Source organism: Streptosporangium sp. NPDC004379, from assembly GCF_042873875.1.
GTDB lineage: Bacteria > Actinomycetota > Actinomycetes > Streptosporangiales > Streptosporangiaceae > Streptosporangium.
This window is the reverse complement of sequence record NZ_JBIAMC010000027.1, coordinates 36,190-55,045: the sequence shown is the minus strand read 5'-3', so window position 1 is coordinate 55,045 and position 18,856 is coordinate 36,190. Positions and strand designations below refer to the sequence as shown.

Below are 18,856 nucleotides of genomic sequence, written 5' to 3'. Positions count from 1 at the left end.
ATGTATCGATTCGTGTTCACGCAGGTCCTCAGCCGCTTCGACCCGGAGGATGTGCACCATCTGACGGTCCGCGCGCTCCACCTCCTGTCGGCGACGCCCGTGGCCAAGCGGCTCGTCCACCGGCGGCTCGCCCCCCGTGACCCCGCCCTGCGCGTACGGGCGTTCGGCGTGCACTTCCCCGGGCCGTTCGGGCTGGCGGCGGGCTTCGACAAGGACGCCGGGTGCGTGGAGGCCATGTCCGCGCTCGGCTTCGGTCACGTCGAGGTGGGCACGATCACCGCGCACGCCCAGCCGGGCAACGCCAGGCCCCGCCTGTTCCGCGTCCCCCGGGCCCGGGGCATCGTCAACCGGATGGGCTTCAACAACGCCGGGGCGGACGCGGCGGCCCGGGCGCTGAGCCGGCCCCGGGGGGTCCCAGCCGTCGTGGGCGTCAACATCGGCAAGACCAAGGTCGTCCCCGAGGCCGAGGCCGTCCAGGACTACGTCGCCGGCGCCCGGAAGCTCGCCCCGCCGGCCGACTACCTCGTCGTCAACGTCAGCTCCCCGAACACCCCCGGCCTGCGCAGCCTCCAGGCCGTCGAGCTCCTGCGTCCGCTGCTCGCGGCGGTCAAGGAGGTTGCCGACGCCACCCCCCGCCGCACCCCGCTGCTGGTCAAGATCGCTCCGGACCTGACCGACGACGAGATCGACGCGATCGCCGACCTCGCCCTCGACCTCGGCCTCGACGGCATCATCGCCACCAACACCACGATCCGCCGCGACCTGGACGCCGGGCGGAACGGCCGAGCCGACGAGCACTGGGACGAGACCGGCGGGCTGTCCGGCCGCCCGTTGAAGGACCGCTCGCTCGCGGTCCTGCGCAGGCTGCATGCCCGGGTCGGCGACCGCCTGACGCTCGTCTCGGTGGGCGGCGTGGAGGACGCCGACGACGTCTGGGAGCGCCTGCTCGCCGGGGCCACCCTCGTCCAGGGCTACAGCGCGCTGATCTACGAGGGGCCGCTGTGGGCCCACCGGATCAACCGCGAGCTGTCCCGCCGGCTGCGCCGCCGCGGCGTCACCGACCTGCGCGAGATCATCGGCCTCACGGCGGACTGAGGCCGTACGGGGCGGACCGGGAGCCATGCCGGACCGAGGGCCCACGGCGGACCGGGGGCCCATACCGGGTCGAGGCCGTACGGCGGGCTGAGGCGTACGGCGGATCAGGGTCGTATCGCGCGAATCGGGTATCGCGCCACCTGGACCGCGGCGCGCCGGTCCGGGCGGATACCCTCACCGGAGGAAAACGAGGGTTGGAGGCGCCGATGAGCGTGATCACGTATACCGTCACCGGGATGACCTGCGGACACTGCGTCAGCTCGGTCAAGGAGGAGGTCGGCGCGGTCCCCGGGGTCACCGGGGTCGAGGTCGACCTGGGAAGCGGCCGGGTCGAGGTCTCCGGCGACTCCCCCGACGACGCGGCGATCCGCGCCGCGATCAAGGAAGCCGGCTACGAGGTCGCCGGCTGACCCATGCTGGGCCGGGTGGAGTCGGCGAGGTGGGTCATCTCCTCCAGCCGCCGCATGACCTCCTCCACCTTGACGGCCCGCGGCCGGTGACGGCGGTGGCCCGCGCCGCCCAGCTGCCAGGGGCGCGGCCCGGACGGCGGACGATACTCGACGCCCAGCGCGTCCAGACGCTCCAGGTGGCCGGTGAGCCGTCCGGGGAGGTCGGCGCCGGCCGCGCCGGACCAGGTGACCTCGGCCAGCGCGCAGCCGCGGGGCCAGGCGCGGTAGTCCACCGCCCGCCCGTCGGGCAGCCGCTCGCTCCACAGCTGGAACTGCGCCCCCAGCACGTGCCCGCGCTGCCCGGCCGTCCACGAGGCGGGCGCGGGGTCGAAGGCCGCCACGTCCGCCACGGTGATCGCGTCACCGATGGCGATCGGCTCGTCCTCCGAGGCGGACTCGGCGTAGTCGAAGTACAGCGGGAAGACCGGCGTCTGCACCACGTCGTGGCCCGCCTCGGCGGCGCGCCGGGCCACCCCCGTCCCGCGCCAGGGCATCACGATCGTGTCGGGCCGCAGCGCGCCGCTGACGAACGCCTCGTCCCAGACGACCGCCCGGCTGCCCCGGCCCGCCAGGTCGTCGGCCAGCCGCCGCAGGAACCAGGCGTGCAGGTCGCTCGGCCGGGCGAGCCCCAGCTCCTCGCGGAACGCGGTGATGGCCGGGGAGGCGGCCCAGTCGTCGAGCACGCACTCGTCGCCGCCGATGTGCACGTAGGGCGTCTCGCCCAGCGCGCCGAGCAGCTCGTCGAACACGGCGGTCAGGAACTCGATCGTCTCCGGCAATGGGGACAGGATCGCGGGGGAGATGCCCCAGCGGTCCAGCACGGCGAAGGGCTCGGGCTCCCCGCCGTCGGCGGCCCGCGCGCCGAGCGAGGGGTAGGCGGCGAGGATCGCCGAGGCGTGGCCGGGCACGTCGATCTCCGGCACGACCGTCACGGCCCTGGCCCTGGCGTAGGCGGCGATCTCCGCGAGGTCGGCGAGCGTGTAGTGACCGCCGTGCGGCACCTCGTCGAAGGCGTCCTCCTCGCCGCGGAGGCTGGTGATCGTGCGGGGCCGGTGCGAGCCGATCTCGTGCAGCCGGGGCGCGACGCGGCTCTCGGTCCGCCAGCCCTGGTCGTCGGCCAGGTGCAGGTGGAGCCGGTTCAGCTTGTGCGCCGCCATGAGGTCGACCATCCGCAGCACCTCGCGCTTGGGCAGGAAGTGCCGCGCCACGTCCAGGTGGACCCCGCGCCAGGAGAACGCGGGCGCGTCCTCGACCCGGCCGCACGGCACCGTCCAGGAGCCGCGGGCCGTCGCGGCGCGGAACGCCTCGGCGCCGAGCGCCTGCCGCAGGGTCTGGCCCGCGTAGAACGCGCCGGCCGGGCCGCCGGCCGCGACCCGGACGCCCTCGGGCGTCACCTCCAGCGTGTAGGCCTCCTCGCCCAGCGCCGGGTCCTCCGTCATCGTGACCGGTCCGTGCCCGGCGGGACGCAGGTCCAGCGCGGGCAGCGCCCGCCGCAGGGCGTCCACCGGCCCGGCGGGGCCCGTGACGCCCGCCCCGGCGGGGAGGTCGAAGGACCCGCCGGCCGGATCGAAGCGGACAGGACGCGGCAGAAGGTCAGTCATGCCTTCAGATCATGCCAACTCCGGCCGGACCACGCACCCCCGGGATCGCGCCGCGCGTCACCTCAGGTAGGTCTGCAGCCCGGCGGCCAGCGCGGCGGCGGCCCGCTGCCGGAACTCGGGGCTCTTCAGCTTGGCGGCGTCACCGGCGTTGCGCATGTTGCCGGTCTCGATGAAGACCTTCGGGACCGTGGAGAGGTTCAGCCCGCCCAGGTCGCTGCGGAAGCTCAGCGCCTTGGAGCCGATGTAGGTGGAGTACGGGACGCCGGTGCCCGAGCGGTAGGCGTTCCTGATGTCGAGGCCGAGCCGCCGGGAGTCGGCCACCACCGGGTCGACCGGTCCGCCGATCTTCTTCGGGATGATCACGTGGAAGCCGTGGTCGGCCGGGCCCGCGCCGTCGGCGTGGATGGAGATCGCCGCGTCGGCCTTCGCCTTGTTGCCGATCGCGGCCCGCTCGGTGATGCAGGGGCCCACGCCGTCGTTGCCGTGCCGGGTGAGCTTCACCGTCGCGCCCCGGCTTTCGAGGATCTTCGCCAGCCGCCGGGAGACGTCCCAGGTGAAGGCGGCCTCGCTGTAGCCGCTGTCGGTGGCGGTGCCGGTGGTGTCGCACGCCTTGCGCTGGGTCAGGACGTCGACCTGCTTGTTGATCTTCGCTGGGTACTTGTAGTTCATCCCGTTGTGGCCCGGGTCGATGACCACGGTCTTGCCGCTCAGCGGCTTCGCCGGGGTGCTCCCGGCCGCCGGCGGGGTGGTCCGCGCAGCGGTCGCCGGGGTCGCCGGGGTCGTCTCCGTCGCGGGGCCGCTCGGGGCCGCCGCCGGATTCGCCGCGCGGGGCGCGGGCTCCGCGTCGCGCGCCGGGCCCGCGGCGGCGGCGCCGCCACCGCACGCGGCGGCGCTCAGGCCGCAGGCGACGAGAACCGTCGCCAGTGCTTTGCTGGTCACGCTCATCCCCCTCGAAGGAGTCGTCAACCACCCAACTTACGTGGCTCGGAGCGTGACCGGCGCCACCGTCACCAGACGTGGTCGCCCATCTCCTGCTTGGTGAGGAGCGAGGCGAGCTCCCGGGCGTCCTCGGCGTCCAGCCCGAGGACCACGCGCGGGCGCCCCCACGGGTGGTCGATCGAATGGGCCACATAACTCGCCACGGACTCGGCGCCGACGTCCCCGGCGCGGCCTCGGGCGGCCCTCCAGTGTGCCCACGCCCGCTCCAGCTCGGCGGCCGCGCGCTGGGCGCATGAAACCAGTTCTGGATCACGCATCGTCAACCCCCTCCTGTCATCCAGGAGTGAACACCGGTGGCTTGCCGCCACTTCGGGGGTTGACCAGGTCTTGACGGGAATCTGGGGCCCGCCTGGGCGCGGTGCGGCGCATCCAGGCGGGCGCCTCAGTCCGGAGCCGGGCCGGTGGTGCGCCGTACGACCAGCTGCGGTGTCACCTGGCGCAGCCGCGAGGCCTTGCCGGGGTCGCCGATCCGGTCGCTGAGCAGTGCCGCGGCCGAACGGCCCATGTTCCGGCGCGGCTGCTCGACGGTGGTCAGCGAGATCGGCGCGGTCCCCGCGAGGTGGGTGTTGTCGTACCCGACCACCGACAGGTCCTCGGGCACCCGCAGGCCGAGCTCGGCCGCCGCGGTGAGCACGCCCATGGCGACCGTGTCGTTGGCGGCGAAGATCGCGGTCGGCCGGGGGGTGCGGGTGAGCAGGACGCGCGCCGCCGCGGCGCCGCCCTCCTCGGTGCAGTCGCCCTGCTCGACCATGATGTACGGCGCGAGCGCGCGGCGGCGCATCGCGACCAGGTATCCCTCGCAGCGGAACCACCCCGAGGAGAACCGGGAGCTCTCGATGTGGGCGATCCGGCGGTGGCCGAGCTCCACCAGGTGGTCGATCGCCAGGCGGGCGCCGAGTTGGTCGTCGTCGACGACGATGTCCACGCCGCCGAGGTCGGTCTCCCGCTCGCCCACCACGACCGTGGGCGTGTAGGAGGTGGCCTCGATCAGCGTCTCGCTGGTGGGCGCGATGCCGAGCAGCACCAGGCCGTCCACCCGCAGCTCCAGGAACGCTCCCACGGCCTCGTCCTCGAAGGCGGGGTCCCACTGGCTGTTGCCGATGAGCAGCCGGAGCCCGTCGCCGTGCAGGCTCTCCTGCAGGCCGTCCAGGAACTCGGCGTAGAACGGGTTGTGCAGGTCGGCGACGAGCGCGCCGACCAGATGGGTGCGGCCCTCGACGAGGCTGCGGGCGACCGCGTTGGGCCGGTAGCCGAGCTCCCTGGCCGCCTGCAGTACGGCCTGCCTGCGATGCTCGCTGACGTGCGGCGACCCCCGTAGGACGAGTGACACCAGCGATTTGGAGACACCGGCGCGTTCGGCGACGTTACGGATCGTCGGTCGCGGGCGGGGTCCGTAGCCGTCGGGCGCGACGGGCTCGGTGAGCCCTCGGGCTCGGGTGGCGGTGGCGTTGATCGGCGGACCTGACATGGCTCTCCCCCGTGATGGTGGATGGGCACCTGTCACTCAAAACGATCGAGAACCCGATGGGGTACGGCCTGTGTTCAGGAAGTCCGATCATGCGATGGCCGCGGTCGTCCGGCCCCGCGGGCGGGCCCCGGGCGGAGCGCCGCGCGGAGGGGGCCTCCGACCAGGCAGGACATCGCCGATGAGGATCGACGAGGGTGTCGTCCGCGCGGCGTGGCGCGCGGGGAAAACGGCTGCGGGCCGCCGGACGGATCCGGGAGGGCCCCCTCAGCCGGTTACGGAGCGGATACGGAACGATTCACCGGACAGACCGGACGGGGCGCGACACGCACGGACGGTACGGCCGTCGCACGACACGCACGACACGCACGACACACGCGGAGCATGACACACGCGACGCACGCGGACGGTACGGCCGGTGCCGTGCCGGGGCGGCGCCGGGCGGGCGGCGCCGCTCCCCACACAACCGGTGTGGTCTGCGCGCCCACGACGTGAGCGCGCGGTTGGTCCCCCTAGTTTCTGAAGCGATCGATCCCCGTCTTACTCGGAACGCTGTTGCGGAATCCCCGCGAGCAGCGCCCGGACCTCGGTCTCCCGGTAGCGGCGGTGACCACCCAGGGTGCGGATGGATGTCAACTTGCCCGCCTTCGCCCACCGTGTGACGGTCTTGGGATCGACGCGGAACATGGTTGCGACCTCCGCCGGGGTGAGCAGCGGCTCTGCCTCGGGTGTACGAGCTGACATTTGTGCGGCCTCTCCTCCATGTGGACCGGCGACAGCGATCCTGCGACTTGACGCTTGTCACGGATGTCCGCTTATGGCCCCTTGCGTGCGGCTGTTCGGACCATATGCGGCATCACCCGATGTGACCATACAGCCACGTAGAGCGATTGGCGAGCCTTTGCGGGGCTCATCTCTCTTGTGCACCTGTTGTTGTCACGCTCGGTGATTCTAGCGACACGTTTCGTGGTATCGCAGTGAAAACGGCAAACTACTCAGTTCGTAGATGTGTCACCGGTCATCGACTGAACTACTTATGCAGGTCAGAGGGATGATTTGCGACTCAGTTTGCTGATTCGAGAAGTTGTATTGATCTCCAGCGGAGAATCACCCGCCGGTACATGGCGAAGGCCAACTCTTCCTCGCCGGTTTCCAGACCCGTCAGGGCCGCCGAGATCTCCGCGACCGAGTGGTCGGCCTGCAGCGTGTCGTCGTCCATGAGGTGGACGATGCCGCCGTAGTCGAGCTCCACCAGCGAGTGGGGGTGGAACTCCTCCAGCCAGCGCGCCACCTCCTCGACCTCGGAGACCAGCGTGGCGTCGCCCACGTGCCTGCGGACGATCTGCAGGGCGCGGGCGCTGCGGCGCCTGGCGTGGGCCATGGACGTCACGTAGATCAGGTTGCGCGTGGTGGTCGCGCCGCTCCCGGGCCGGCCGTCGTCCAGGACGAGCCACCGCTCGTTGTGGTCGAAGGGGACGAACCACGCCGTGGGAACGTGCCACGTCGAGGTCCGGATGTTGGTGCGCAGCGCGGCCGAGCCGCCGCGCCGCTTGAACCTGTCGAAGTCGTCGGCCGTCTGCTGGGAGACGGTGAGCGGCACGAACCGCTCCGCGAGGCGGGGGGGCGTCGCCCCCCGGAACCGGGAGAAGGCCAGCCACGACCTCAGCCGGCTCTGCCAGGGGCAGACGTACAGCACGTCCTCCACGCGCCTGAGATAGGCGTTGGGGCTCTCGTGGGGAGGAGCGGGGGCCGGGGGCACGCCGAGCAGGCGCCGTACCGCCTCGCCGTGCTCGGCGCGCAGGGCGACCGCGCGGCGGGGCCGGTCGGAGGCCTCGGCGTAGGCGGTCCAGGACGCGCGTTCCCGTGGGGCGAACGCGGCCAGCGGTTCGTAGACGCGGAGGTAGGCGGCATAGGGCAGCACGACCGTAATCGTGTCATGAAGGACCGCTCCCTGTCCGGTGCCGACGCCGGGCCCGCCGGACGGGCCCGGCGTCGGCCCGCCGCCGTCCGGGCGTCCCACCTGGTGGAAAGGCGGGGTTTCCTCCTCCGCCGTCCCTGAAGTTGTGGTTACCCTGAGACTGATTTCCGCCGCGACGGAGCGGCGGACCTGACGACCGGGAGTCACCACAGTGACCGACGTCTTCGGGCTGTCCCACCAGGACACCAGCCCCTCGAACGGCCAGACCAAGCACGAGCAGGTGGTTTTCTGCTCCGACGAGCGCAGCGGTCTGTACGCGATCATCGCGATCTACAACACGGCCCTCGGGCCGGCGCTCGGCGGCACCAGGTTCTACCCCTACGAGAGCGAGCAGGCGGCGCTGGCCGACGTGCTCAACCTCTCGCGGGCCATGGCCTACAAGAACGCCCTGGCCGGACTCGACCTCGGCGGAGGCAAGGCCGTCATCATCGGAGACCCGTCGGCGGACAAGAGCGAGGCGCTGCTGCGCGCCTACGGCCGGTTCGTGCAGTCGCTGGGCGGCCGTTACTACACCGCCTGCGACGTCGGCACCTACAGCGAGGACATGGACGTCGTGGCCCGCGAGTGCTCCTTCGTGACCGGCCGCACGCCGGCGCAGGGCGGCGCGGGCGACTCCTCGATCCTGACCGCCTTCGGCGTGTTCCAGGGCATGCGCGCCGCGGCCGAGCACACCTACGGCTCGCCGAGCCTGCGCGGCAGGCGCGTCGGCGTCGAGGGCGTGGGCAAGGTCGGCCACCGCCTGGTCGAGCACCTCCTCGCGGACGGCGCCGAGGTCGTGATCTGCGACGTCAGCGAGCAGGCCGTCGAGCGGGTCAGGTCGCGGCACCCCGAGGTGGACGTCGTCGCCGACAAGGCCGAGCTCACCGGGGCCGACGTCGACGTCTACGCGCCGTGCGCGCTGGGCGGGGCGCTGGACGACGAGACGGTCGCCCGCCTGCGGGCCGGGATCGTCTGCGGCGGGGCCAACAACCAGCTCGCCCACCCCGGGGTGGAGAAGGAGCTCGCCGAGCGCGGCATCCTCTACGCGCCCGACTACCTGGTCAACTCCGGCGGGGTCATCCAGGTCGCCGATGAGATCGGCGGTTTCGACATGGACCGTGCGAAGGCAAAGGCCACCCAGATCTACGACACGACTCTCAAGATCTTCGCCATGGCCGCTGAGGACGGGGTCCCCCCGGCGGTCGCAGCCGATAGGCTTGCCGAACGCAGAATGTCGGAAGTCGGGCGAATTAGGGGCATTTGGCTGGGCCACTAGCGCCTCGCGCCCATACGGCGTACCGAGCCGGGCGTAAAACAGGTACGGTTGTAGTCGAACGAGAGCTGACGCCTCAAGTCAGGTGGCGTCAGTGCGTGGTGCGTTAGCGACGAGGGGTCGGGCACGACCCCACACGAGGGGGTCGAGCCAATGGGGCGCGGCCGAGCAAAGGCCAAGCAGGTCAAGGTTGCTCGCCAGCTGAAGTACAACAGCGGTGGCACTGATCTTGAGCGTCTTCGCAACGAGCTCGGGGTCAGGGACGACTCCAACCACGGTGACGACGCCGACGACGCCTACGACGAGCTGGCGGATCGCTATGCCGATTACGCCGACGACTTAGACGACGACCGCGACGGCGGCTCGTCCGGTCGCCGTTAGGCAGAACTTCAGACCGAGTATGAGCGGGACACCCGGTGGCCTCGGGCCACCGGGTGTTTTCTCCGTCTTCTGACCGAAGAGCGCCCCGGATCCCCGGGGCGCTCTTCGTCGTGTCTGGCGGTGGCCCGTCGTATCTAGCGGTAGCGGGCCAGGCCGGAGCCGGGGACGACCTCGCCGAGCACCCAGGCGGGGAGGTTCCGCTCCGCGAGCAGGGCGAGGGCGGCGTCGACGGCGTCCGGCGCGACGATCGCCGCCATGCCCACGCCCAGGTTGAAGGTGCGGTCCATGTCGGCCCGCGCCACCCCGCCGTGCCCGGCGAGCACCTCGAAGATCGCCGGAGGGGTCCAGGAGGACCGGTCGAGCAGGGCGTCCAGGGTCGGCGGCAGGGACCGCGACAGGTTGCCCTCCAGGCCGCCGCCGGTGATGTGGGCGTAGGCGTGGACGTCGACGGAGCGGGCCAGCTCCAGGCAGTCGAGGGAGTAGATCCTGGTCGGCTCCAGCAGCTCCTCGCCCAGCGTCCGGCCCAGCTCGGGGATCTCCGCCGAAAGGGAGAGACCGGCCAGCTTGATGATGTGCCTGACCAGCGAGTAGCCGTTGGAGTGCACGCCCGAGGAGGCCAGGGCCAGCACCACGTCGCCCTCGCGGACACGGGCCGAACCCAGCATCGCGTCGGCCTCCACCACGCCGGTGGCGGCGCCCGCGAGGTCGTACTCGTCGGCGCCCATGGCCCCGGGATGCTCGGCCGTCTCGCCGCCGATCAGCGCGCAGCCCGCGAGGCGGCAGCCCTCGGCGACGCCGCCCACGATCTCGGCGATCCGCTCGGGGACGACCTTCCCGCAGGCGACGTAGTCCGTCATGAACAAGGGCTCGGCGCCGCACACCACCAGGTCGTCCACGACCATGCCGACCAGGTCGATGCCGATCGTGTCGTGCTTGCCGAGCGCCTGCGCCAGCATCACCTTGGTGCCGACGCCGTCGGTGGAGGTGGTCAGCAGCGGCCGCCGGTAGGACAGCAGCGCGGAGGCGTCGAACAGGCCGGCGAAACCGCTCGGGTCGTCGACCACCTCGGGCCGCCGGGACCGCGCGACCTTCGACTTCATCAGCTCGACGGCGCGCTCGCCGGCGTCGATGTCGACGCCGGCCGCGGCGTAGCTGGTCACAGCTTGGCCTCCAGGACGTACTTGCCCACGTTGTCGCGGTCGATGGGAATCGGGTACACGCCGTCGAAGCAGGCCCGGCAGAGCCGCTCGGCGGGAAGCGTGGTGGCCCGGGTGAGGCCCTCCATCGAGATGTAGCCGAGGGAGTCGGCCCCGAGGGAGGCGCGGATCTCCTCCACGCTGAGCGAGCCGGCGATCAGCTCGGCCCGGGTGGCGAAGTCGATGCCGTAGAAGCAGGGCCAGGAGACCGGCGGGGAGGAGATCCGGACGTGGACCTCGCGCGCGCCCGCCTCACGCAGCATCTTGACGATCGCCCGCTGGGTGTTGCCGCGCACGATCGAGTCGTCCACGACGACCAGGCGCCTGCCCGCCACGACCTCCTTCAGCGGGTTCAGCTTGAGCCGGATGCCGAGCTGGCGGATCGTCTGGGACGGCTGGATGAAGGTCCGGCCGACGTAGGAGTTCTTGACCAGGCCCTGGCCGTACGGGATGCCGCTCTCCTCGGCGTAGCCGACCGCGGCCGGGGTGCCGGACTCGGGGGTCGGGATGACCAGGTCGGCCTCGACCGGGTGCTCGCGGGCCAGCACCCGCCCGACCTCGACGCGGGTGGACTGCACGCTGCGCCCGGCGATCGTGGTGTCGGGGCGGGCGAGGTAGACGTACTCGAACAGGCAGCCCTTGGGGTCGGCCGCGGCGAATATGCGCGAGCGCACGCCGCGCTCGTCGATGGTGAGAAGTTCGCCCGGCTCGACCTCGCGGACGAACGTGGCGCCCACGATGTCCAGCGCCGCGGTCTCGGAGGCGACCACCCAGCCGCGCTCCAGGCGGCCGAGCACGAGCGGGCGGATGCCCTGCGGGTCGCGGGCGGCGTAGAGGGTCTTCTCGTCCATGAAGACGAGGGAGTAGGCGCCCCTCACCTGGGGGAGGAGTTCGGACGCGGCCTCCTCGATGGGCTGGCTGCGGTCCTGCGCCAGCAGCGCCGCGAGCACCTCGGTGTCGGTGGTCGCCCTGGTAGAGCCGGGGGCGAGGCGCCGCGACAGCTCTGGGGTGTTGATCAGGTTGCCGTTGTGGGCGAGCGCGAGCCCGCCGTCCTCGGTGGAGCTCAGCGTCGGCTGGGCGTTCTCCCAGACGCTCGACCCGGTCGTCGAGTAGCGGCAGTGGCCGACGGCGATGTGGCCGCGCAGCGTGCCGAGCACCGACTCGTCGAAGACCTGGGCCACCAGGCCCATGTCCTTGTAGACGAGGATGCGGCTGCCCTCGCTGACCGCTATGCCCGCGGACTCCTGCCCGCGGTGCTGCAACGCGTACAGCCCGTAGTAGGTGAGTTTGGAAACTTCCTCTCCCGGCGCCCAGACACCGAAGACGCCACAGGCGTCCTTCGGCGGACGGTCTTGGGGATCAAGGTCATGGCTCAGCCGGCCGTCGCCCTTCAGCACATGCCTCAGTCTAGGTCGGCCGAATCGCTGCTCGTGCTCCGGGGGGCGCCCGGCCTTGGCCGAACTATGATCTGCCGTTTGCCGTGTCGGACTGTTTCGGGGCACAGGCCGGGGGGAGTGTGAGGTATCCGGCATATCTAGCGTCGGGAGAAGAGACGTGACAACACCTGAGGATCCGCACCGGCCCGACCCCCGGCGGGAGCCGGAGGAGGAGGGCCCGGAGGAGACCCGGCCGCGTTCTCCGGAACCGGACGTCCCCGACGAGGACACCGGGTGGCCGCCGGTCTCCACCCCCTCGGAGCCCACGCTGCCGGGTCACCCGGACGTGCCCGCCGCCCCGGAGGTCCCCGAGCCGATCCGCTCGGAGCCGGAGGGCGCCGCCGCACCGGGTGGGCCGCCTGACGTCCCGCCCGAGCGGCCGGAGCCCGAGCGGCCGGAGCCCGAGCGGCCCGGGAGCGAGCGACCGGAGCCCGAGCGGCCCGGGAGCGAGCGACCGGAGCCCGGACGACCGGAGCCCGGACGACCGGAGCCCGGACGACCGGAGACCGAGCGGCCGGAGACCGAGCGGCCGGAGCCCGGACGGCCCGAGCCCGGACGGCCCGAGCCCGGACGGCCCGAGCCCGGACGGCCCGAGCCCGGACGGCCGGAGACCGAGCGGCCGGAGACTCCCTATGTGGTGCCGGGTTCCACCCCGTCCGCCTACCCCGGGTGGGAGAGCGCGCCCGAGGGGACGGCCCACGAGCCGTTCGGCGAGCCGGGCGCACCGCCGGTCGCCGCGCAGCCCTCCCGCTTCGAACCCCCGTCGGGCGGGGAGGAAAGACCGGGCGGGGAGGAACGACCGGGCGGAGCGGAACGACCGGGTGAGGCGGGACGGCCGGGTGAGTGGGATGAGCCGGAGCGGCCGGGTGGGCGTGCCGAAGCGGGTGGAACAGGAGGACCGGGCGGAGTGAACGAGCCGAGCAGAGCCGGTGAACCGGGTGAGAGCGCAGGGCAGGGCGGAGCAGGCGGAGCAGGGCAGGGCGGAGCAGGCGGACAGGGCGGAGCGGGTGAACCCGGCCGGGCCGTGCCACCGCCAGCGGACGAGGAGCCGGGCCGGAGCGCCGCACCCCCGCCGGGCGGCGGGCCGTACGAAGGCGCTCCGCCGCACGAGGGGACTCCGCCCTACCAGGGGACTCCCCCCTACCAGGGGGCCCCGCCGTACGAGGGGACCCCGCCGTACCAGGGGGCTTCCGGCTATCCGGAGAGAGGCGCGGGGGAGACATCGGCCTATCCGGCCGCGGGCGGCGGCGAGCCGTACGGGACGGGCGGCGCCTACCCGGGATCGACGCCCTACCCGGCGTATCCCGGAGGTCAGTGGGCGCCGGAGAAGCCGAAGACGGGGCTCGGCACCGCCGCGCTCGTACTCGGCATCGTGAGCCTCTTCCTGCTCCTGGTGTGCGGCCTGGGCGTGCTGACGGCCGTGGTCGGACTGGTGATCGGCATCGTCGCGGTGGCGAAGAACTCCGGCCGAGGCCGCGCCTGGGCGGGCATCATCCTGAGCGCGCTGACCCTGATCATCGCTGTGATCCTCCTGAGCTGGCTCTACAGCAAGGTCGGTGACTGCGCGAACCTGCCACCGGAACTCCAGCGGCAGTGCATCGAGGACCGGCTCGGCATCCAGGTGAGCACGCCGTGACCACCGGACGGCGGCCATGAGGCGACCGTGGCCGCCGTGAGGCGACCGTGACGGCCGTGAGATGGCTGTGACGGCCATGAGGTGATCGTGACACCTGTGACAGCCGTGACACCTGTGACAGCCGTGACATGGCCGTGGCGGTCGTGAGGTGGCCGCGACGCCGTGACCGCCGTGGTCGCCGTGTGACCCGTCAGGACACCGGGAGATGCGCCGACAGGTCGGCCCTGGCCCCGCTCGCGGAGACCTTCCCGCCGGCCATGGCCTCGGCCCATGTCGCCCGTCCGGTGGCGAGCTCCAGCCAGGTCCGTGCGTCGGTCTCGATCACGTTCGGCGGGGTGCCGCGGGTGTGCCGGGGTCCTTCCACGCACTGCACGGCGGCGTACGGCGGGACCCGCACCTCGACGGTCCGCCCGGGAGCCTCCGCCGCCAGCCGGTCCAGCAGGTGCCGTACGGCCAGCCGCGCGATCTCCCGCTCGGGCCGCAGACCGCGGTCGTAGGCCCGCAGCACCACCGGCACGCACGCGGCCAGCAGCGCCGCGGGGCTCTCCGGCCCGTCGTAGGGCGGCTCGTCGAGCGCGGAGAGCTGGGCGTCCAGCGCGGCGCGTACCTTGGCGGGATCGGGCTTGTGAGGTGGCACGCCCCCATCATGCCCGGCCCCGGGAGCGGCGCGGCCGGTGGGACACAGGCCGTCATGCCCGTCCCCGGGACGGTGACCGGTGGGACACAGGCCACCGTCCCGGGGACGGGAGCGGTGCGGCAGAGGAGTCGCCTCGGCCTCACGCCCGTCCGCGGAGGGGTCAGGCTCCGGCGCGGGGGGTCACGAGCCCGTGGTCGTAGGCGGCGATGACGAGGTGGACCCGGTCCCGCGCGCCGAGCTTGGCGAGCAGGTGGGAGATGTGGGTCTTCACGGTCTTGACGGAGATCGTGAGGTGGTCCGCGATCTCTCCGTTGGAGAGCCCGGCGCCGATGAGCGCGAGTATCTCGACCTCCCTGGCGGTGAGCGCGCCGACCGGCGCCTGCTCGCGGACGGCCGGCGTCCTCAGGTAGTGCTCGACGAGCCTGGTGAGGATCGAGGGGGCGAAGAGCGCCTCGCCGGAGTGGGCGCGCCGGATCGCGGCGATGAGCTCGCCGGGCTGGATGTCCTTGAGGAGGAACCCGGACGCCCCGGCGCGGAGGGCCTCGTGGACGTACTCGTCGAGTTCGAACATGCTGAGCACGAGGACCCGGGTCGCCGTCAGAAGCGGGTCGGCGCATATCCGGCGGGTGGCCTGAATGCCGTCGAGCACGGGCATCCGCACGTCCATCAGCACGACGTCGGGGCGGGCGGCCCGGACGGCGGTGAGCGCGCCGACGCCGTCGTCGGCCTGGCCCACGACCGTGAGGCCGGGGTCATGGTCGATGACCATGGCGAGGCTGCGCCGGAGGAGCGGCTGGTCGTCGACGAGCACGACCCGGATCGGGGGGTCACCGCCGTCCGCGGTCATGCCGCCTCCTCGCCAGGGATCACGTCGCCTCTCCTCCCGCGGTCACGCCGCCTTCGTTCGCGGTCATGCCCCTCTTCGCCCGGCATCACGCCGTCTCTCCGTCCGTGGTCATGCCGCCTTCTCGCCCGGCATCACGCCGTCTCTCCGTTCGCGGTCATGCCGTCTCTCCGTCCGGGATGCGGGCGGTGACGTGGAAACCGTGCCCGGCGTGCTCCGTGCCGAGGACGCCGCCGAGCGCGGACACCCGCTCGTTCAACCCGAGCAGGCCGTGACCGGCGCCGGGCCTGGCCGTCCAGTGGCCCATGGGTCCGTCGTCGTCGACGGTGACGACGACGGTGCCCGCGTCGCGGCGGAGACGCACCCGGACATCGGTGGGGCCGGCGTGCCGCGCGGCGTTGTCGAGGGCCTCACGGATCACCTTGCACACCGCCAGCTGGACGCCCGGCGACACCTCCCCGACCGGTTCGAGGTCGAGCCGGACGCGCAGCCCGGCGAGCCGCGCGGCCCGGACGATCTCGGGGACCCGGCTCAGGTCCTCCACGGGGTCGAGGGTCTCGGGCCCGTCGGTCCGGCGGAGTACGGCGAGCATGCGGCGCAGCTCGGTGGTGGCGTTCCGGCTCGCCTCCTCGATGTCGGCCAGAGCCTCCCGCGCCTCGCGGGCGGCGACGCCACAGGCGGTCTCACAAGCGGTGCCACAGGCGGTCTCACAAGCGGTCTCACAAGCGGTGCCACAGACGGTCTCACAAGCGGTGCCACAGACGGAGCCACAGGCGGTCTCACAGGCGGTGCCACGGGCCGCGTCGCGGGTGGCGTCACGGACCGCACCACGGGCCGAGTGACGGGTGGTGTCACCGGCATCGATGACGTGCCGGGCCGCGGCGGCGCGGACGGTGACGAACCCGAGGCCGTGGGAGACGATGTCGTGCAGGTCGCGGGCGACGCGCAGCCGTTCGACCAGCACCGCCTCGGACGCCGCCCACTCCGTGAGCCGGGCCTCGTGGGCGGCGCGCTCGGCGCGGCCCCGGCGGACGGCCCACACCGCGACGCCGAACGCCGTCACCGTGATCACCAGGGGCATGACGACCGCGAGGGGCCCTCTCGCCCCGACCGCGAGGAGGGCCACGGCCAGTACGGCGAAAGCCGTCCCGGCGAGATATCGCACGCGTGACCGCCACACCGGCCGTCCCGGAGTGTTCATCGCCACGATCCTACGGTTCGCCCGCCCCGGCGGCATCGGACCGGGGTCTGACGTTCCGTGGGCCGAGCCCGTCCCGGCGGGCCCGCTCCGGGACCGATGCGCCCACCCGGGTGGGGGCCGTTGGCTGGGTTCCGTGGATCCCCGCCGTGTCGGGGGTCCACGGAACGGAGCCCAGGGACGGCGACGATCCGGCGACGACGGGAGACACATGATCACGATCGACCAGGTCAGCAAACGACGGGGGAGCAAGCGGGTCCTCACCGAGGTCGGTTTCGAGGCCCGCCCCGGACGGGTGACCGGGTTCCTCGGCCCGAACGGGGCCGGGAAGTCGTCCACCCTGCGCATCCTCCTCGGCCTGGACCGCCCCGACGCCGGGGTCGCCCTCGTGGCGGGGCGGCCGTTCGCCCGGTTGCGCCGGCCCCTGACGACGGTGGGCGCGGTGCTCGACGGCAGCGGCGCGCACCGCTCCCGCACCGGCCGCGGGCACCTGCGCTGGATCGCCGCCTCCAACGGGCTGCCCCGTGCCCGGGTGGACGAGGTCCTCGACCTCGTCGGTCTCACCGAGGCCGCCGGGCGGCGTGTGGGCGGCTACTCGCTCGGGATGGGCCGGCGCCTCGCCCTCGCGGCGGCCCTGCTGGGCGATCCGCCGGTGCTGGTGCTCGACGAGCCGGTCAACGGGCTCGACCCCGAGGGCATCCGCGCGCTCCGCGGGCTCCTCCGGGACCGCGCCGCGGCCGGCGGGACCGTGCTGCTGTCCAGCCACCTCATCGGTGAACTGGCCGAGACCGTCGACGACGTCGTGGTCATCGACCGCGGACGTGTCGTGGGGCTGGGCACCCTCGCCGAGGTCACCGGCGCCCACCGCAGCCTTGAGGACGCGTTCTTCGCCCTCACCTCGGGCGCGGATCTCCGAGCCGGGTACGGGGGCCGGCCGTGAGAGCGTTCCACGCGGAACTCCGCAAGCTCTCCGGGATCCCGTCGGCGTGGGTGGCGGTCGTGGTCGGCCTGGTCGTTCCCTTCGCCATCGCGGCCCTCAACGCCGGGGCACGGAACTCCGGCCGGGCCGCGGGGGGCTCCGACCCGGCCGGCGTCGACGCCGGGTTCCAGGAACTGGCCTTCGGCGTCATCGGCGTGATCATCCTCGGGGTCGTCGCGGCGAGCAGCGAGTACTTCGCCGAGGGAGGGGACTCGGCGGGCAGCCGGCAGATCACGGCGAGCCTGACCGCGGTGCCGTCCCGCGTCGGGTTCCTCGCCGCGAAGGCGGGTGCTCTGGCGTTGTCCGCCGCCGTCCTCGCCGTCGTCTCCACGGCGGCCACGCTCGCCGTCAGCCGGGCCGCGTCCGGAGGACCCGCGGCGCCGCTCGTCCTCGCGGACGCGCCGCGTGCCCTCGGCGTGGTCGCCTACTGGGTGCTGACCGCGCTGCTCGCCCACGGCCTCGCCCTCCTCACCCGCGGCGGCGTGGTGCCCCTCGTCGTGCTCATCCTGAACACCTCCGTCGTCAGCGTCACCTACCTGCTGACCCGGGTCACACCTCTGGCGAACTACCTGCCCGACATGGCCGGGGCACGGATGTTCATCCGGACGTTCCGGTCGTCCGTGGAGATCACGCCCCTCGTCGGCGGCGCCGTCATGGCCGCCTGGACCCTCGCGCTGCTCGGTGTCGCCGCCGCCGTCTTCCTCCGGAGGGACGCGTGACCGCCGCCGCCCGGTTTCCGGGGCCGGGCCCGTCCGGCGCTGCCGGCCCTTCCGGCAGGTCCGGCTCGACCCATCCTTCGGGCGGATCCGGTGGATCAGGTGGATCCGAGATGTCCGGCAGGCCCGACCCATCGGGCGTGTGCGGGATGTCCGGGGTGTCCGGCCTGCGCGCCGCGGCCCGCACGTTCCACGCGGAGGTCCTGAAGCTCCTCACCCTCCCGGCGCTGTACCTGACGGCCGCGGTCACCTGGGCGGCCACCCCGCTCCTCGCGGTCGCGTACGTCTCGGCCGCCGCCCGGGGAGGAGGCGGGTCCGGCACGGGGCAGGACGCGGGTCTGGCCCCGGTCGGATACGCGCAGGCCGGGTTCGTCGTCCTCGGCGTCCTCGCCGCCGCCTCCGAGTACCGGGGCGGGCAGATCAGGACGACGTTGACGTGCGTCCCCCGCCGGGTCGAGGCGCAGCTCGCGAAGGCGGCGGCCCTGGCCGTGACGGCCCTTCCCGTCGCCGTGGCGACCGCCGCGTCCGGCGTCCTCGCCGCCCACGCCGCGCATGCTCCGCCGTACGGCGCCGCCGTGCCGGTGGACGTGCCGGGAGCGGTCCGGGCCGTGGCGGGGGCGGCCGTCTACCTCGTCCTCACCGTGCTGCTCTCCTCCGCCGTCGCGACGTTGACGCGCGGGACGATTCCTGCCGTCACGGTGCTCCTCGGGCACTACTTCGTCGTCGGCCCCTATCTGGACGGCCGGACCGCACTCGCCGCGTACCTGCCCGGCACCGCCGGTCTGTGGCCCGGCGGCGGCGCGGACGTCGGCGGGGTGCCAGGCACAGGGGGGAGGTGGGTCGTCGTCACCGGGTGGACCGTCGCCGCGCTCTGCGTCGCGATCGTCTCGTTCCGGCGCCGGGACGCGTAGGGTCCCGGCGCACGGCCGTAACGCCGGACTCCGCACCGTCATATGACCGCACCGCCGTACAGTCGCGCCCTCGGATCCGGCCG

The 18,856-nt window shown here is 73.1% G+C and carries 19 protein-coding genes; 8 read left to right on the top strand and 11 right to left on the bottom strand.

The annotated features are described in order from the left end of the window. Both ACFYSC_RS35415 and ACFYSC_RS35410 read left to right on the top strand, forming a co-directional pair. Positions 1–1,095: a quinone-dependent dihydroorotate dehydrogenase gene (locus ACFYSC_RS35415; RefSeq protein ID WP_389970293.1), complete on the top strand. Its 1,095-nt coding sequence runs from the start codon at positions 1–3 to the stop codon at positions 1,093–1,095. Positions 1,096–1,301: 206 nt separating this feature from the next. After that, positions 1,302–1,505, top strand: coding sequence for a heavy-metal-associated domain-containing protein (locus tag ACFYSC_RS35410; RefSeq protein ID WP_389970291.1), 204 nt, complete (start codon positions 1,302–1,304; stop codon positions 1,503–1,505). On the opposite strand, the gene ACFYSC_RS35405 is transcribed toward ACFYSC_RS35410, so the two are convergent. From ACFYSC_RS35405 to ACFYSC_RS35380, 6 genes are all read right to left on the bottom strand, one after another. Beyond that, entirely contained in the window at positions 1,487–3,145 is a 1,659-nt protein-coding gene (locus tag ACFYSC_RS35405; RefSeq protein ID WP_389970288.1) for a beta-N-acetylhexosaminidase, read from the bottom strand. The genes ACFYSC_RS35410 and ACFYSC_RS35405 overlap by 19 nt on opposite strands. A 57-nt stretch (positions 3,146–3,202) precedes the next feature. Next, entirely contained in the window at positions 3,203–4,090 is an 888-nt protein-coding gene (locus ACFYSC_RS35400) for an N-acetylmuramoyl-L-alanine amidase (protein WP_389970362.1), read from the bottom strand. A gap of 62 nt (positions 4,091–4,152) precedes the next feature. Further along, positions 4,153–4,401 (bottom strand): hypothetical protein, encoded by a 249-nt coding sequence (locus ACFYSC_RS35395; RefSeq protein ID WP_179822413.1) that lies wholly within the window; start codon positions 4,399–4,401, stop codon positions 4,153–4,155. Between the two features lie 125 nt (positions 4,402–4,526). Next, on the bottom strand, positions 4,527–5,474 hold the full coding sequence (locus ACFYSC_RS35390) for a LacI family DNA-binding transcriptional regulator (protein WP_389970284.1): 948 nt from the start codon (positions 5,472–5,474) through the stop codon (positions 4,527–4,529). Between the two features lie 675 nt (positions 5,475–6,149). Beyond that, on the bottom strand, positions 6,150–6,353 hold the full coding sequence (gene bldC, locus ACFYSC_RS35385) for a developmental transcriptional regulator BldC (RefSeq protein WP_013133571.1): 204 nt from the start codon (positions 6,351–6,353) through the stop codon (positions 6,150–6,152). A 319-nt stretch (positions 6,354–6,672) separates the two neighbouring features. Continuing rightward, complete coding sequence (locus tag ACFYSC_RS35380) at positions 6,673–7,530, bottom strand: hypothetical protein (RefSeq protein ID WP_389970281.1); 858 nt, start codon at positions 7,528–7,530, stop codon at positions 6,673–6,675. Positions 7,531–7,738: 208 nt separating this feature from the next. On the opposite strand from ACFYSC_RS35380, the gene ACFYSC_RS35375 reads away from it, so the two are divergent. Both ACFYSC_RS35375 and ACFYSC_RS35370 read left to right on the top strand, forming a co-directional pair. Next, a complete protein-coding gene (locus ACFYSC_RS35375) occupies positions 7,739–8,842 on the top strand; it encodes a Glu/Leu/Phe/Val dehydrogenase dimerization domain-containing protein (protein WP_362935899.1) in 1,104 nt (367 codons plus the stop codon). Between the two features lie 150 nt (positions 8,843–8,992). Next, complete coding sequence (locus tag ACFYSC_RS35370; RefSeq protein ID WP_362935902.1) at positions 8,993–9,220, top strand: DUF3073 domain-containing protein; 228 nt, start codon at positions 8,993–8,995, stop codon at positions 9,218–9,220. Between the two features lie 134 nt (positions 9,221–9,354). Here ACFYSC_RS35370 and purM read toward each other — a convergent pair whose 3' ends face one another. Next, positions 9,355–10,380, bottom strand: coding sequence for a phosphoribosylformylglycinamidine cyclo-ligase (gene purM / locus ACFYSC_RS35365; RefSeq protein WP_389970278.1), 1,026 nt, complete (start codon positions 10,378–10,380; stop codon positions 9,355–9,357). Then, positions 10,377–11,813: an amidophosphoribosyltransferase gene (gene purF / locus ACFYSC_RS35360; protein WP_389970275.1), complete on the bottom strand. Its 1,437-nt coding sequence runs from the start codon at positions 11,811–11,813 to the stop codon at positions 10,377–10,379. The genes purM and purF overlap by 4 nt, the downstream gene beginning before the upstream one ends. Positions 11,814–12,876: 1,063 nt before the next feature. Here purF and ACFYSC_RS35355 point away from each other — a divergent pair. Next, positions 12,877–13,488: a DUF4190 domain-containing protein gene (locus ACFYSC_RS35355; protein WP_389970272.1), complete on the top strand. Its 612-nt coding sequence runs from the start codon at positions 12,877–12,879 to the stop codon at positions 13,486–13,488. 190 nt (positions 13,489–13,678) lie between these two features. On the opposite strand, the gene ACFYSC_RS35350 is transcribed toward ACFYSC_RS35355, so the two are convergent. From ACFYSC_RS35350 to ACFYSC_RS35340, 3 genes are all read right to left on the bottom strand, one after another. Next, complete coding sequence (locus tag ACFYSC_RS35350; RefSeq protein ID WP_389970269.1) at positions 13,679–14,125, bottom strand: sterol carrier family protein; 447 nt, start codon at positions 14,123–14,125, stop codon at positions 13,679–13,681. 160 nt (positions 14,126–14,285) lie between these two features. Beyond that, positions 14,286–14,972: a response regulator transcription factor gene (locus ACFYSC_RS35345; RefSeq protein WP_362935917.1), complete on the bottom strand. Its 687-nt coding sequence runs from the start codon at positions 14,970–14,972 to the stop codon at positions 14,286–14,288. Between the two features lie 154 nt (positions 14,973–15,126). Further along, the gene (locus ACFYSC_RS35340) at positions 15,127–16,170 is read right to left on the bottom strand and encodes a histidine kinase (RefSeq protein WP_389970265.1); all 1,044 of its coding nucleotides are present in this window, start codon (positions 16,168–16,170) and stop codon (positions 15,127–15,129) included. A gap of 208 nt (positions 16,171–16,378) precedes the next feature. Between ACFYSC_RS35340 and ACFYSC_RS35335 the strand changes: the two genes are divergently transcribed. From ACFYSC_RS35335 to ACFYSC_RS35325, 3 genes are all read left to right on the top strand, one after another. Continuing rightward, on the top strand, positions 16,379–17,107 hold the full coding sequence (locus ACFYSC_RS35335; protein WP_362935923.1) for an ATP-binding cassette domain-containing protein: 729 nt from the start codon (positions 16,379–16,381) through the stop codon (positions 17,105–17,107). After that, complete coding sequence (locus ACFYSC_RS35330; protein WP_389970260.1) at positions 17,104–17,865, top strand: ABC transporter permease; 762 nt, start codon at positions 17,104–17,106, stop codon at positions 17,863–17,865. The genes ACFYSC_RS35335 and ACFYSC_RS35330 overlap by 4 nt, the downstream gene beginning before the upstream one ends. A gap of 110 nt (positions 17,866–17,975) precedes the next feature. Then, a complete protein-coding gene (locus ACFYSC_RS35325) occupies positions 17,976–18,773 on the top strand; it encodes an ABC transporter permease (protein ID WP_389970257.1) in 798 nt (265 codons plus the stop codon). Positions 18,774–18,856 lie beyond the last annotated feature (83 nt).